This window comes from Ruegeria sp. CI8 (assembly GCF_056536865.1).
Genome location: NZ_JBQFQL010000001.1, coordinates 1257879 through 1272468, shown reverse-complemented (window position 1 = coordinate 1272468; position 14590 = coordinate 1257879). Strand labels below are relative to the sequence as shown.

Genomic DNA, 14590 nt, shown 5'->3' with positions numbered 1-14590 from the left:
GGACATACAAGCGGGTTGCATATGCGACAAAGCAGCCTAACCTGCGCCTCGAACCGCCCCCCGGGAGCAGCCATGACCGTTGGTCGAATTATCGAGACACCAGAATGCGTTGCGGAAGGGGCCGCGTGGCTGTCTGGTGCCTGTCCGCGCATGGCGCATGCGATCGAACTGACCCGCCCGTTGCCCCTGCGCCGCCGGCCCGACGGCTTTGCGCAACTGCTCAGCGCCATCGTCAGCCAGCAGGTCAGCGTGGCCTCGGCCAACGCGATCTGGAGGCGGATGCAGCAGGCGGGCCTGACCGGGCCACGCAAGATCAAATGGGCCGCCGACGACGATCTGCGCGCAGTGGGGCTGAGCCGTCAGAAGATCCGTTATGCACGGGCGCTGGCCGATGCGCGGATCGACTACAAGGCCCTTCGCGAGGCGCCCGATGACGTGGTCATTGCGAGCCTGACCCAGGTGCCGGGCATCGGGGTCTGGACGGCCGAGATCTATGCCATGTTCTCGCTGGGGCGGGCGGATGTGATTGCGCCGGGCGATCTGGCCCTGCAGGAGGCCGCACGGATGCTGTACGGCCTGCCGGATCGGCCGACCGACAAGGCGCTGCGGCAGATGGCCCAGGCGTGGTCGCCGTGGCGGTCGGTTGCAGCCCGGGTTCTGTGGGCCTATTACCGCGTGGCCAAGGATAGGGAAGGGATCAGATGACACGGGTTTTGAACGCGCTCCGCAAAGAGCCGGTTTCGGGCGACACGCGCTCGGTCGTGGTGTTCGTGCATGGCTATGGCGCCAACGGGGCCGATCTGCTGGGGCTTGCGGATGTTCTGGGCGAACACCTGCCCGACACGCTGTTCGTGGCCCCCGACGCGCCCGAGCAGATCCCCGGCATGCCCAACGGGTATCAGTGGTTTCCGATCCCCTGGATCGACGGCTCGTCCGAGGAGGAGGCCCGGCGCGGCATGGAAATGGCGGTCGAGGATTTCAACGCATTTCTCGACGCCCTGATGGTGGACGAAGACGTGCTGCCCGAGCAGGTGGTGCTGTTCGGCTTTTCCCAGGGCAGCATGATGAGCCTGCACGTGGCCCCGCGTCGCGAAGATCCGGTGGCTGGCGTGATCGCGTTTTCCGGCCGCCTGCTGGAGCCTGACCTGCTGGCCGACGAGGTGGTCAGCCGGATGCCGGTGCTGCTGGTCCATGGCGATGCCGATGACGTGGTGCCCCCGCAATCGCTGCCCGAGGCCGCCGAGGCCCTGCAGCGTGCGGGCTTCAAGGAGGTCTTTGCTCATGTCATGAAGGGCACCGGCCACGGTATCGCGCCCGACGGGCTGGGCGTCGCGTTGGCCTTCATGCGGGACAAGCTGAGCCTGTAACGCGGCAGGGTCACCCCCACAGGTGCCCCTCGGCAAACTCCACCGAATTTCCGGCCGGGTCTCGCACATAGAGCGATCGTGCCCCGTTGGGCCAGTCAAACTCGGCCTCGACCGGGACGTTCCAGTCCAGCAGATGCTTGCGCATCAACGCGATCTGGTCGCGCGTCAGGATCAGGCACACATGCCCCGGACCGCGTGCGCCATGCGGCGGCACCGGCAGGTCAGGGTTGGTCGTGGGCTGTTTCGTCTGGTCCGGGTTGAACAACAGCAACACCGAGGCGCCGACCCGAAAGAACACATGCCGACCTTTGACGCGCTGAATGCGTTCCAAGCCCAGTACCTCGCCATAGAACCGTTCGGCGGCGTCCAGATCATCGACATACAGCGCGGCCTCGAGAATGCCCGAAGGCGACGGGATTCCGGCTGCTACTTTCATGGAGATATGATAGCGGAAATCGCCGAAAAAGTCACCGCCGCGGTCGCCGGTCCCGCTTGCGTTGGGGGGCGGTTTCCAGAACGGGCATCGGCAAGCTGTCCCAGCTGCCGGGTGCGAGATCGTCCAGTGTCCAGTCTCCGATCTGGGCGCGGATCAGGCGCAGGGTGGGGTGGCCCACGGCGGCCGTCATGCGGCGCACCTGCCGGTTGCGCCCCTCGCGCAGGGTCAGTTCCAGCCAGCAATCCGACACCGTCTTGCGTTCGCGGATTGGGGGCGTGCGTGGCCACAGACCCTCGGGTTCGTCGATCAGCCGCGCCTTGGCTGGGCGGGTCATGCCGTCATTCAACTCGACCCCGTCGCGCAGGGCCCGAATGGCAGCCGCATCCGGGATGCCCTCGACCTGGACCCAATAGGTTTTGGGCATTTTGTGCTTGGGATCCGAGATCTGGGATTGCAGCCGCCCATTGTCGGTCAACAGCATCAGCCCCTCACTGTCACGGTCCAGCCGCCCGGCCGGATAGACCCCCGGCAGGTCGATGAAATCCGACAGGGTGCTGCGGGGCGAGTCGGCATTTTGCCGGTCGGTGAACTGCGGCAGCACGTCAAAGGGTTTGTTGAAGCGGATGAACCATGACATGAGCTCCGCCATACTCTCAGTTCCGGACCTGCGCAAGCTGTGGATAACTGTCACGTGATTGTTACGAATTCAGAATAGTCCGTTACCGAGATGTTGTGGAAAAACAGGACTTGTCAGAGTTTTAACACGATATATAGTTAAGTTAAGACCGGGGCGGGTGCTCCCCGCTCTGGTGTCCCATACAGGCAGCCGAGAGCGAGGAGCGATTCAGCCATGGACGGAGATTTCAGGACCGAATTTGTCAGGGAGCCAGGTGCCCTCAAGCACCATCCGGCATTGGTTTTGAACGCCGATTATCGCCCGCTTTCCTACTATCCGCTGTCGCTGTGGCCCTGGCAGGAGGCGATAAAGGCCGCCTGGCTGGACCGGGTCGATATCGTCGCCGAGTATGACGAAGTGGTCCGCAGCCCGAGTACGGTGATCCGAATACCGTCGGTGGTTGTCCTGAAAGACTATGTGAAACCCAGAAAGCGCGTGGCCTTCACGCGCTTTAATTTATTTCTGAGGGATGAATTCCGCTGCCAGTACTGCGGCAGCCGGGGCGAACTGACTTTCGACCATGTCGTGCCGCGTGCAGCAGGGGGTGTCACAAGTTGGCAGAACGTGGTGGCCGCCTGCAGTCCATGCAATCTGCGCAAGGGGTCGAAATCGCTGCGTCAGGCGGGGATGAGCCTGCGCAAGCCGCCTCGGCAGCCTGACGCCAGTATGCTGCAGAATATCGGACGGAAATTTCCGCCGAACCACCTGCACGAAAGCTGGATCGACTTTCTGTACTGGGACGCGGAACTGGACGCACAGTAGGGTCAGCGCGCGCGCCAGGCGGCCAGCCACACCAGAACCAGACCTGCGGACAGCAGTGCGTTCCACCCAGCCATGGACAGCCCGAACATTTCCCACGGGATATCATCGCACCGTACCAACGGGGCGGCCATGATCTGCTCCATCAACTCCTCGGCGGACAGGCCGCTGATACTGCCCGATGTGCAACTGGACGGACCTTCCCACAGGCCGCGCTCGACCCCGGCGTGATAGACGCCGATGCCGGACGTGGCGGCGGCAGCGGCTGCGCCGAGGAGGGGCAGCAGTCGAACGCCCGGAAATGCAAAAGCCAGCACGCCGAGCAGCACAGCCGCACCATGCGGGTAGCGTTGCCAGATGCACAATTTACACGGGGCCATGCCGCCCAGATACTGGAACCCCCAAGCCGCAAGAAGTAATGCGGCGGACCCACCCGCGGCCAGCAAAATGAGTGTCCGTTTCCGCGTCATATGTATTTCACCACCAGAAATCCGCCGATCAGAAGAATGATGAACAATGTGAACATCAGCCCGAGCCGCTTTTCGATGAAGTCTCGGATAGGCTCGCCAAAGCCCCAAAGCAACCCGGCGACGATGTAGAACCGCAAAGCGCGGGCAAGAATCGAAGTGGCGATGAAAGTTCCCAGCGGCATTCCCGTCCAACCGGACATGATCGTGATGACCTTGTACGGGAAAGGCGTGACACCGGCGGTCAGAACGGCCCAGAACCCGAAATCGTTGAACCGCTGGTTGAATTCCTGCATCGCGTGACCCTTGCCCATCGCTTCGAGGATGGGTTGTCCGATGCTGTCGTAGAAAAACGCGCCGATTGCGTATCCCAAAAGCCCGCCCAGGACCGAGAACACCAGCGCGACAGTGGCAATCAGCCATGCCCGCGATGGGCGGGCCAGAATCATAGGGATCATCAGCACGTCGGGTGGAATCGGAAAGACCGAGCTTTCGATGAATGCCACAAATGCCAACACCCACAGGGCGTGCGGGTGGTCGGCCAGTCGGATCGTCCGATCATAAAGCGATTGCAGCATCAGCGCGTGTTCCCAAGCTTTGTCATGACGAGGCAAACCACGCGTCCGACGGGGCGTCAACCGATCTGTCCCGGGCTGATCGTCGATTGACCGATTTTTGCCTCTGGACCTTCGGCGAGATGGGCGGTAATTCAATGCGCGTGGCCCAAGTGGCGGAATGGTAGACGCAGGGGATTCAAAATCCCCCGCCTTCACGGGCGTGAGAGTTCGAGTCTCTCCTTGGGCACCACCACCGCAACCGTTTTGCTATAGTGTTCAGGGCATTTGCTCTGTCAATTGTCGCGTGTGCGGCTGACTGCGGCACGGGCATCCGGCCTCGAATTGGTGCGACGAAACTGTACACGGAACAGTGGGATCCGGACCGTCTTCGATGCAATATCGGGCGCGGCGGTAGAGTTTCCAGATCGTCAACTATAGCTACAACAAGGGTCGTCTGTGTCTCCGCTGCACGGTGTCTCTGGCAGCGTATCCGCGCGTGTCTGGGCGCTGAAGTGGGCGCATTCCAGAGTGACGTGATCCTTTAAGCTCGCGCAATATGAATACGGCCGCTTTGGGTGCAGAGCCGTCAAACACTTGAAAGAACGCGATTATGGTACAGCGTCACCGGGACAGGCCGTGACGCCATCATTTGGCCATAGAAATTGGTGAAACAAAGAGCCGTGACAGGCACTGACGTGATATCGAAGCAGGCTATGACGAGAAGGGTTGGCTGGCACGGCTGTGCAGTTGCCATGCCTTTTGAGCTTTGCAATAACGGACCTCATAGTTCCCAGTCCCGGGTAATGATTATAGTTGGTTGATTTATGTGCAAAATCCTTGTGGTAGATCTGGATGGCACTCTTTTGAAGAGTGACATGCTGTACGAAAGCTTTTGGTCGGCTTTCGGACGGAACTGGCGCAGCCCGTTTCACTCCGCCGCGGCTCTGTTGGGTGGACGCGCTTCATTGAAACGTTACCTGGCCGAAGAGGCCGAAATTGACGTCACCTCGTTGCCCTATGATCCCAAGGTGGTGGAATACGTCGAGAAATGGCGCGCTGATGGCGGCAAGACCGCTCTTGTGACGGCCTCGGATGAGGGCATTGCCCAAAGCATCGGAGCCCATCTGGGTATTTTCGACGAGGTTTATGGCTCCGACGGGTCGCTGAACCTGAAAGGTGAAAACAAAGCCGAGTTTCTGGACGAACGCTTTGGTCCGGGCGGATACGCCTATATGGGCGATTCCCACGCCGACCTTGCGGTGTGGCGAAGGGCCAATCTGGCGGTTTCCGTGAACGCGGGGCCGGGACTGGCGAAACAAGCGGAAGCGGTCGCACCCAAGGTCGAGCATCTGCATACACACGAAGTGACCGCCCGGTCCTACCTCAAGGCCTTGCGTCCGCATCAATGGATGAAGAACCTTCTGGTCTTTTTGCCGATGCTGGCGGCCCACCAACTGACGGGGCAGGTCTTTTGGTTGTCGCTGCTGGCTTTCATATCGTTCAGCCTGATCGCATCCAGTGTCTATGTCCTGAATGACTTGCTGGACCTTGCGGCAGATCGGGCGCATCCGCGCAAACGCGCGCGGCCGTTTGCTTCGGGCAGCGTTCCGATTTCGTCCGGAACGTGGATGGCTACCGGTCTGCTGATTTCAGGCTCGGTCATTGCGGCCATGGTCGGGTTGGAGTTTTTCTTGGTGATGGTGGCGTATTATGCACTGACGACCGGGTATTCATTGTATCTAAAGCGCCAGTTGGTCATCGACATCTGTGTCTTGGCCGGCCTTTACACGACCCGGATCGTGGCGGGTGGAGCGGCAACAGGGTTGGAGCTTTCGGTGTGGCTCCTGGCATTTTCGATGTTTCTGTTCCTGTCACTTGCCGCGGTCAAAAGGCAGGCCGAGTTGGTGGACTATGCGGCACGCGGTAAATTGTCGGCAACCGGGCGCGGCTATCACGTAGATGACCTTCCGATTATCTCCATGATCGCCGTCAGCGCGGGTTATGTCGCCGTTTTGGTGATGGCACTCTATGTCAGCTCGCCGGCGGTGGTGCAGCTCTACTCCTACCCGCAAGCCTTATGGGGCGTGTGTGCTGTTCTGCTGTTCTGGATCACCCGGACCGTCATGATTACGCATCGTGGCAACATGCACGATGATCCCGTGATCTACGCGGCCAAGGACCCGGTCAGCCTGCTTTGCTTTGCCATAATTCTGCTGTTCATCGTCGCGGGGTCAATGCTGTGACGGTTCAGGGATTGATTCTGCGCTATTCCGCCTTTGCCATCGTGGCGATGGCCTTGAACCTGGCTGCGCAGCGCGCAGTCCTGTCGCTTGGCGAGGGTGGCTGGTACTTCGCGGCTGCAGTGTTTGCGGGTACACTTGTCGGACTTGTGGTCAAATATGCCCTCGACAAGCACTGGATTTTCTACGACCGGCAGACGGGACTGAAAGCCCACGGTCAGAAATTCTCGCTGTATACGGCGATGGGTGTGGTCACCACCGCAATTTTTTGGGGCACCGAGACGGCCTTTTGGGTGGTTTGGAAAACCGATCTCATGCGCGAGGTTGGCGCGGTTATCGGGCTGACAGTGGGTTACGTGATCAAGTACCATCTGGATAAGCGCTTCGTATTCAACACCGTCTCGGCGGAGGCGCGGGCATGAGGCTTTCCGGCTGGGGCAGGTACCCCGTTCTTGAGACCAGAGTGATCGCGCCGCGCAGCGTCGAAAGCCTTCGATCGGTCGTGCGGGAAGGACCAGATGTGATCGCGCGCGGCAATGGGCGCGCCTATGGGGACAGCGCAATTGGCCTCACGACAACCGTACATACCCGGCATCTGAACAGGATGGTGTCCTTCGACAACCAGATCGGAGTGCTGGTTGCCGAGGCGGGGGTTCTGCTGGGCGACGTGATCGCAGCGTTTCTGCCCCGGGGTTGGTTTCCGATCGTTACACCGGGCACCAAATTCGTCACGATCGGCGGTGCCATCGCCGCAGATGTTCATGGCAAGAACCACCACCGTGTCGGTAGTTTCCGCCATTGCGTCGAATGGGTTGAGGTCATGGGCGATGACGGGGAGATCACCCGATGCAGCCGCGCGTCGAACAGCGCATTGTTCGATCACACCTTGGGCGGCATGGGCCTTACCGGGATCATCGTGCGGGCGGCGGTTCGGTTGCAGCCGGTCGAGTCAGGTTGGATCAAGCAAAAGACCATAGCCGCACCCAGCCTTCAGGATGCGATGAATGCATTCGAGGCCGCACAGGATGCAACATACTCGGTCGCGTGGATCGACTGCTTGTCCACAGGCCGAAACCTGGGGCGGTCTCTGGTGATGCTGGGAGAACACGCTGCGGTCTCGGACCTGCCGGGGCGGTATGCCCGGCAACCCCTGATCTGCCCGACCAAGCGCAAAAAATCCGTTCCGATGGATCTGCCGTCGTTTGCCTTGAACCGCCATACGGTTCGGGCATTCAACGCCGGTTACTACTGGATGGGGGTTCGAAACGGCGACACCAAGCTGGTGAACTGGGATACGTTCTTTTATCCGCTGGACGCCATATTGGGATGGAACCGCATCTACGGTCGCAGCGGCTTTGCCCAGTTTCAATGCGCGTTGCCTATTCATCGTTCACGCGCCGGCCTGACCGAGCTTTTGCAAGCCATCGCTGGCAAGGGCATGGGTTCGTTTCTGTCCGTGCTGAAACGGTTCGGCCCGCAGGACAGTCCGTTTTCCTTCCCCATGGAGGGATACACGCTGGCGCTAGATTTCCCGATTTCCGACAAAACTCTCATTCTCATGGACAAGCTGGATCGGATAACTCTGGAACATGGTGGACGGTTCTACCTGGCCAAAGACAGCAGGATGTCGGCCAATACTTTGAACAGATCAGACGATCGCGTGACCCGATTCCGCGAGGCGCGCAACGTCAATGGTTGGCGGGACCGGTTCCGCTCGGCCCAGTCAGAAAGGCTTGAAATATGACAATGGAACCCGTTCTCGTTCTTGGTGCCCGGTCGGATATCGGCAAGGCCATCGCTCATGAGTTTGCCGAGCGGGGGCACCCGGTCCAGCTGGCCGCCCGGAATGCTGAGACGCTCGAGGCCGACAAGGCCGATATCGAACTGCGCTATGGTATTGGGGCAACCTTGCACGAGTTCGACGTTCTGGAAGCCAACAGCTTCGATGGGTTCATCGATGCGTTGCCTGAATTGCCGGGCATCGTCGTTTGCGTTGTCGGGTACATGGGCGAGCAGGCCGAGAACGAAAGGGACGCCGCCGCGGCTTCTCTGGTGATGCGCAGCAACTTCGAAGGGCCGGCTCAGATCCTCGGAGCCTTTGCCAACCGGTTCGAAGAGCGCGGATCGGGCACGATCGTGGGTGTCAGTTCCGTGGCTGGTGATCGGGGTCGGGCGACCAACTATGTATACGGATCAGCCAAGGCCGGCCTGACCGCATTTCTGTCAGGGTTGCGCAACCGGCTCGCCAAGAAAGGCGTGCATGTCGTGACGGTTCTTCCGGGGTTCGTCGACACGCAGATGACCGAAGGAATGGACTTGCCCGAGCGTCTGACCGCGCAGCCGTCCGAGGTTGCAGCCGCAACGGCCCGGGCGGTCGAGCGCGGTCGGAACGTAATCTACGTCAAGCCGATTTGGCAATTGATCATGGCGATCATCCGAAACATCCCCGAGCCGGTGTTCAAGAAGCTCAGCATCTGACCTCGCGTTGCCGGGTGATCCGGTCACCCGTTGCCGTCTCTGGGCGTAGTCGCGCGCCGGCTGTCGCTGGCTGCGAGGGCCTGAATGCAGCCCACGACAAAAAACGGCATGAAATACGTGACCAGCCGACCGATATTGAACTGTACGTTCAACATGGCGATGAGCGAGAAAAACGCCAGCAGCGCCAAAACGTCCGTCCGGCGCAGGACCTGATTTGCAGCTTGACCGGTCACGGCAATCCACCAGCAGGCGGTCAGAACCAACACCGGCCAGACGTTCAGATACAGCCCTTTGACACTTGTGCTGCCTCTCAGCGTGGACAGCGCGCTGGTGATGAATCGCCCAACCTGTCTCTGATTGTCGTTCACGCCCGGAAACGGAAATGCGGTAATGACAACCAGAAATCCAACGAACAGGCAGAACAGGGCGGCTGTGACTTTGGCCTCGTCGCTGCGCAAGGACATCATTGCCAATGCGCGCAGACCAAAGATCAGCAGCGTCACGATGATGATCTTTTCATTGATGAACGCGCCAAGAAACACGGTAAGAACTAACCACTTCCATTTCTTCTCGGCAGCCAACAAAAGGGCCACCGTCAATGGAAAGACCGATATGCCGTCATTGCCTTCCAGCGCCAGAAACTGCCCCAGAAACAGAACTGACGCGGCGCCGATGAATGCCCATTGCGCAGTGGTTCCAACACGCCGCAGCAAATAGGCGTAAACCAGAAGCGCCGTCAGGACCAGGTAGAAGACGTTGGCGGCACACATCGCGGCCAGAGCCTTGGCGTCGGAAACGCTGTCAGGAAGAAAGACTTCTCCTGACCCGGTAGACAGTGACACGAACGGCAGATTGTAGAACGGCAGCGCAAGTATGACCGAGCCTATGCGGTAAACATGCGGCGAAGGGGGAACGCGGCCACGCTCTTCATCCAGAAGATACAGCAGGTAGTGGGAATAGTCGTCGAAAGAGACCGCGCCGAAGTAAACGACGCGATATGTGTCGAAAAACATCTCTCCGGCGGCGACCGTAAAGACCAGCGCCAGAAACAAATGCCAGCGGAACTCGCTGATTGATGACGATTTGCTTTGCAATGAAGAATAACCAATCACGCTGTGAACTCACACGAACAGGAAAAAAACAAATAACCGATTGTCAGAAAACAAGAAATCTTCGAACTCAGCGACCTGATAGATCATACTTGACGCGCCGCGGACCGGTCAACACGGTGCGACACCCATAGTTGCGGGGTCAAGCCGGGGAAATTTTCGGGTTCTACGTCATATGTGCGTCCCGGCGCCGGGGTCGGGCGCTTAACGCTTGACAACAGCGGTACGCGCAACAAACCATCGTGACTGTTGGGAGAATTCGGGAAAATTTGAGCTCATCCGTTGCCTGCTCATGCGGATTGTCATAATGGCTCGTCCCCCGGACAAGGGGCCTTTGGCCTGTCTTCCGTCCACAATAAGAATCTTGGGAGTTCCTAAATGATCAAGAAAAGCAAGCTCAGCCTCGGCGCGGTCGTGACCGCTGCCCTCATGGCTCCGGCGGCTTATGCCGAAGAATTCATCACCATCGGCACCGGCGGTGTGACCGGCGTGTACTATCCCACCGGTGGCGCGATCTGCCGCCTGGTGAACAAGGGCCGCAAAGAACATGGCGTGCGTTGCTCGGTCGAATCGACGGGTGGATCGGTCTACAACATCAACACCATTCGCGAAGGCGAGCTGGAATTCGGTGTGGCCCAGTCCGACTGGCAGTACCATGCTTACAACGGCACGTCGAAATTCGAGGAAAACGGCCCGTTCGAAGAGCTGCGCGCCGTCTTCTCTGTTCACCCCGAGCCGTTTACCGTAGTGGCCCGTGCCGATTCCGGCATCAAGAACTTCGAAGACCTGAAGGGCAAGCGCGTCAACATCGGCAACCCCGGTTCGGGTCAGCGCGGCACCATGGAAGTTCTGATGGAAGCCCTGGGCTGGACCACGGATGACTTCGAACTGGCAACCGAGCTGAAGGCCGCGGAACAGTCGGCCGCGCTGTGTGACAACCAGATCGATGCGATGGTCTACACCGTCGGCCACCCGTCTGGTTCGATCCAGGAAGCCACCACTGCGTGCGACTCGGTTCTGGTGAACGTCAGCGGCGAAGCCGTTGACAAGCTGGTTGCCGACAACTCGTTCTACCGTACGGCCACCATCCCCGGCGGCATGTATCGCGGTTCGGACGCTGACACCCAGACCTTCGGTGTGGGCGCGACCTTCGTGACTTCGGCAAACGTGTCTGACGATGCGGTGTACGCGGTTGTCAGCTCGGTCTTCGAGAACTTCGACGACTTCAAAAAGCTGCACCCGGCCTTCGCCAACCTCAAGCCTGAGGAAATGATCAAGGACGGTCTGTCGGCTCCGCTGCATCCGGGCGCCGAGAAGTACTACAAAGAAAAAGGCTGGATCCAGTAATCCACCTTCAAGTCCAGAAACGAGGCGCTGTTCGCGCCTCGTTTTCACCGGTGAGAGGCCGGTAATACCAAAACTGCGCCGGAAACCGGCCGTTGGACGGGGAGACATTTGATGAGCGCTGATCAACAGGGCAATCGCCCGTTATCCGAAGAAGAACTACAGGAACTGGTCGCATCCTCGGATGCGGGGGCGCGGGACCCGGCTGGCAATGTCGGCTTGTTCCTGGCGATCGTGGCCGCGATCTGGTCGATCTTTCAAGTCGTTCTGGCGTCACCGATTGCCAACTACGTGCTGCCCGGCAGCGTTGTGAACAACGCGCGTCAGTTTCATTTGGCCTTCGCGATGTTCCTGGCCTTCGCGGCTTATCCAGCGCTTAAATCCAGTCCGCGAAACTACATTCCGATCCAGGATTGGATCATGGGTGTTCTGGGGGCCGGTGTCGCCCTTTACGGTTATTTCTTCTACGACAAGATCGTCAATGCGGGCGGTCTGGCGGATGATGTCGACAAATGGATCGCCCTCGGTGGCTTGATCCTGTTGTTCGAAGCCGCCCGGCGCGCGCTTGGCCCCGCCATGGCGATCATTGCGACGATCTTCCTGGCCTATGTGTTTTTCGGCTCGTCCGAATGGGTGCCCGAGGTGATCCGCTGGAAAGGCGCCAGCCTGAAAAAGGCGATGAGCCACATGTGGATCACGTCCGAGGGCGTGTTCGGTATCGCCTTGGGTGTTTCGACGAAATTCGTGTTCCTCTTCGTTCTGTTCGGCGCTTTGCTGGATAAGGCCGGGGCAGGGAATTACTTCATCAAGATGGCCTTCGGCGCGCTGGGTCACCTGCGCGGCGGTCCGGCCAAGGCCGCCGTTGTCGGTTCGGCCGCAACAGGCCTGATTTCGGGCTCGTCCATCGCCAACGTCGTGACGACCGGCACCTTCACCATCCCGCTGATGAAGCGCGTAGGCTTTACCAGCGAGCAGGCGGGCTCGGTCGAGGTCGCCAGCTCGGTCAACGGCCAGATCATGCCGCCCGTGATGGGCGCCGCCGCCTTCCTGATGGTGGAGTACGTGGGCATCTCGTATGTCGAGGTCATCACCCACGCCTTCCTGCCGGCGGCGATTTCCTACATCGCGCTGGTCTACATTGTGCATCTCGAGGCCGTGAAGCGGAACATGCCCACTCTGGGCGACCGCGACGTGCATCTGGCGCGTACGGTCGTGGGGATGCTGATGTTCTTCCTGGTGTTCGCGGGGCTCTGCTATGGTTCGCAGTTCCCGGTGGACGCCGTCACAAGCTGGGCGCCGTCCAGCGCTGGTCTGATACTGAGCCTGGCGGTGTGCGCCGTCTATGTTGCACTGCTTTACCTGGCGGCTCAGGTTCCCGACCTTGAGCCCGATGACCCGAACGCGACCGAAGTGAAGCTGCCGGTGATCTCCGAGATCTACAAGGCCGGCCTGCATTACCTGCTGCCGATCATCGTTCTGGTCTACTTCCTGATGATCGAACAGAAGTCGCCGGGTCTGTCGGCCTTCTGGGCAACCGCGCTGCTGTTCGTGATCCTGCTGACGCAGAAACCGCTCAAGGCGATTTTCCGGGGTCAAAGCGATCTGGCAAACTCCTTTGTCGATGGGGTTGCCGATCTGTGGCAGGGCCTGATCGACGGCGCGCGCAACATGATCGGCATTGCGCTGGCCACGGCCACGGCCGGCGTGATCGTCGGTACCGTGACCCTGACCGGTGTGGGGCAGGTGATGGCCGATCTGGTCGAGTTCCTGTCCGGCGGCAATCTGATCCTGATGCTGGTGATGGTCGGGCTGCTCAGCCTGATCCTGGGCATGGGTCTGCCGACCACGGCAAACTATATCGTCGTCAGCTCGCTGATGGCGGGCGTTGTGGTCGAACTGGGCGCGCAAAGCGGCCTGATCGTGCCGCTGATCGCGGTGCACCTGTTCGTGTTCTACTTCGGCATCATGGCTGACGTGACGCCTCCTGTGGGTCTGGCCAGCTTTGCTGCGGCCGCCGTATCGGGCGGTGACGCGATCAAGACCGGCTTCACTGCGTTCTTCTACAGCCTGCGTACCGTGGCGCTGCCTTTCGTGTTCATCTTCAACACCGACCTGCTGCTGATCGATGTCACCTGGGTTGAGGGGATCATAGTGGCCATATTCGCCACGATTGCGATCCTCGTGTTCACGGCCGGAACGATGGGCTACTTCCTGACCCACAGCCGCATCTACGAAAGCGTTGCGCTGATTGCGATCGCCTTCGCGCTATTCCGGCCGGACTATTTCATGGATCGAATCTCGCCCTCGCACCTCGAGGTCGAGCCGGCCGGATTCGTTCAGGCCATTGGTGAGGCTGAACCCGGCACCGACGTGCGGGTGGTGGTCAGTGGTCCGGATTTCGACACCGGCAACATGACCGAGACCACGGTCGTCGTCACCGTGGGGTCCGAACCTGATGGTGCGGCGCGTGTTGACGCCATGGGCTTTTTGCTGATCGAGGAAGATGGCCTGGTGAAGATGGACGAACCTATGTTCGGCTCGCCCATCGCCGATGACCTGGCCAATTTCGACTATTACGCGGACGAGCCGGTGCGTATCGCATCCGCCGATCTTCCGGTCAGCCAGCCGCCAAAACAGTTGATCTATATCCCGGCCATGCTGCTGCTGGGGTTGATCGCCTTCCTGCAACGCGGCCGTGCCGCCAGACAAGAGGTGCCCGCATGACAAAGTCCGTCCTGTGCGCCGTTGATATCAGCAACGGCAATATCGATGCTCCTGTCCTGAAAATTGCCGCGAAACTGGCCGATCTCGACGGGGCGCAGCTGGACGTGGTGACCGTTCTGCCGGATTTCGGTGAAAGCTGGGTGTCCGGCTTTTTCCGGCCCGACTTCCACGACAAGGCGCAGCACGAAGCGCATGACAAGCTGGTTGAGCTGTGTGTCGATGCGGTCGGGTCGGAGCGCAACGCCACGATCCGCCATGTCGTTGCAACCGGCACGGCCTATCAGGAGATCCTGAAGACCGCCGAAAGTGCGGGCAGCGACCTGATTGTGATTGGCGCACACAAACCCGATTTCAAGGATTACCTGCTGGGGCCGAACGCGGCGCGAGTGGTGCGCCACTCGAACGTTTCGGTCTACGTGGTCCGCTAAACTCG

Annotated in this window: 15 protein-coding genes and 1 tRNA gene; 11 read left to right on the top strand and 5 right to left on the bottom strand. The window is 60.1% G+C overall.

The genetic code is table 11. The annotated features are described in order from the left end of the window. Window positions 1–72: 72 nt before the first annotated feature. A complete protein-coding gene (locus tag ACR0DA_RS06265; protein ID WP_480753308.1) occupies window positions 73–705 on the top strand; it encodes a DNA-3-methyladenine glycosylase family protein in 633 nt (210 codons plus the stop codon). Further along, window positions 702–1367, top strand: a complete 666-nt coding sequence (locus ACR0DA_RS06260) for an alpha/beta hydrolase (RefSeq protein ID WP_170338468.1) — start codon at window positions 702–704, stop codon at window positions 1365–1367. The genes ACR0DA_RS06265 and ACR0DA_RS06260 overlap by 4 nt, the downstream gene beginning before the upstream one ends. Before the next feature lie 10 nt (window positions 1368–1377). Here the strand turns inward: ACR0DA_RS06260 and ACR0DA_RS06255 are convergent, their stop codons facing one another. Together ACR0DA_RS06255 and ACR0DA_RS06250 are read right to left on the bottom strand one after the other, a co-directional pair. Continuing rightward, window positions 1378–1803, bottom strand: coding sequence for a VOC family protein (locus ACR0DA_RS06255; protein ID WP_170339010.1), 426 nt, complete (start codon window positions 1801–1803; stop codon window positions 1378–1380). A 31-nt stretch (window positions 1804–1834) separates the two neighbouring features. Further along, a complete protein-coding gene (locus ACR0DA_RS06250; protein WP_170359275.1) occupies window positions 1835–2440 on the bottom strand; it encodes a pseudouridine synthase in 606 nt (201 codons plus the stop codon). A gap of 213 nt (window positions 2441–2653) precedes the next feature. Here ACR0DA_RS06250 and ACR0DA_RS06245 point away from each other — a divergent pair, with 213 nt between their 5' ends. Beyond that, entirely contained in the window at window positions 2654–3241 is a 588-nt protein-coding gene (locus tag ACR0DA_RS06245; protein ID WP_093962158.1) for an HNH endonuclease, read from the top strand. Window positions 3242–3243: 2 nt separating this feature from the next. Here the strand turns inward: ACR0DA_RS06245 and ACR0DA_RS06240 are convergent, their stop codons facing one another. Together ACR0DA_RS06240 and ACR0DA_RS06235 are read right to left on the bottom strand one after the other, a co-directional pair. After that, window positions 3244–3708, bottom strand: a complete 465-nt coding sequence (locus tag ACR0DA_RS06240) for a disulfide bond formation protein B (RefSeq protein WP_170359121.1) — start codon at window positions 3706–3708, stop codon at window positions 3244–3246. After that, a complete protein-coding gene (locus ACR0DA_RS06235) occupies window positions 3705–4283 on the bottom strand; it encodes a YqaA family protein (RefSeq protein ID WP_093962156.1) in 579 nt (192 codons plus the stop codon). The genes ACR0DA_RS06240 and ACR0DA_RS06235 overlap by 4 nt, the downstream gene beginning before the upstream one ends. A gap of 143 nt (window positions 4284–4426) precedes the next feature. Between ACR0DA_RS06235 and ACR0DA_RS06230 the strand changes: the two genes are divergently transcribed. The 5 genes from ACR0DA_RS06230 to ACR0DA_RS06210 all read left to right on the top strand — a co-directional run bounded on the left by ACR0DA_RS06230 (window position 4427) and on the right by ACR0DA_RS06210 (window position 8980). Beyond that, window positions 4427–4512 (top strand) — tRNA-Leu (locus ACR0DA_RS06230). A 574-nt stretch (window positions 4513–5086) separates the two neighbouring features. Further along, window positions 5087–6505, top strand: coding sequence for a UbiA family prenyltransferase (locus ACR0DA_RS06225; protein ID WP_480753306.1), 1419 nt, complete (start codon window positions 5087–5089; stop codon window positions 6503–6505). Continuing rightward, entirely contained in the window at window positions 6502–6924 is a 423-nt protein-coding gene (locus ACR0DA_RS06220; RefSeq protein WP_480753304.1) for a GtrA family protein, read from the top strand. The genes ACR0DA_RS06225 and ACR0DA_RS06220 overlap by 4 nt, the downstream gene beginning before the upstream one ends. Beyond that, entirely contained in the window at window positions 6921–8246 is a 1326-nt protein-coding gene (locus ACR0DA_RS06215) for an FAD-binding oxidoreductase (RefSeq protein ID WP_480753302.1), read from the top strand. Before ACR0DA_RS06220 ends, ACR0DA_RS06215 begins: the two co-directional genes overlap by 4 nt. Then, window positions 8243–8980 carry an SDR family oxidoreductase gene (locus tag ACR0DA_RS06210; RefSeq protein WP_170339020.1) on the top strand — a complete coding sequence of 246 codons (738 nt, stop codon included), beginning with the start codon at window positions 8243–8245 and terminating at the stop codon, window positions 8978–8980. Before ACR0DA_RS06215 ends, ACR0DA_RS06210 begins: the two co-directional genes overlap by 4 nt. Window positions 8981–9003: 23 nt before the next feature. Here the strand turns inward: ACR0DA_RS06210 and ACR0DA_RS06205 are convergent, their stop codons facing one another. Next, window positions 9004–10092, bottom strand: coding sequence for a hypothetical protein (locus ACR0DA_RS06205; protein WP_480753300.1), 1089 nt, complete (start codon window positions 10090–10092; stop codon window positions 9004–9006). A 375-nt stretch (window positions 10093–10467) separates the two neighbouring features. Between ACR0DA_RS06205 and ACR0DA_RS06200 the strand changes: the two genes are divergently transcribed. The 3 genes from ACR0DA_RS06200 (at window position 10468) to ACR0DA_RS06190 (ending at window position 14585) form a co-directional block, all read left to right on the top strand. Beyond that, on the top strand, window positions 10468–11436 hold the full coding sequence (locus ACR0DA_RS06200; protein WP_170338481.1) for a TAXI family TRAP transporter solute-binding subunit: 969 nt from the start codon (window positions 10468–10470) through the stop codon (window positions 11434–11436). A 111-nt stretch (window positions 11437–11547) separates the two neighbouring features. Then, a complete protein-coding gene (locus ACR0DA_RS06195; RefSeq protein WP_170359133.1) occupies window positions 11548–14157 on the top strand; it encodes a TRAP transporter permease in 2610 nt (869 codons plus the stop codon). Beyond that, window positions 14154–14585, top strand: a complete 432-nt coding sequence (locus ACR0DA_RS06190; RefSeq protein WP_170338483.1) for a universal stress protein — start codon at window positions 14154–14156, stop codon at window positions 14583–14585. The genes ACR0DA_RS06195 and ACR0DA_RS06190 overlap by 4 nt, the downstream gene beginning before the upstream one ends. The last annotated feature ends 5 nt before the right edge of the window (window positions 14586–14590 follow it).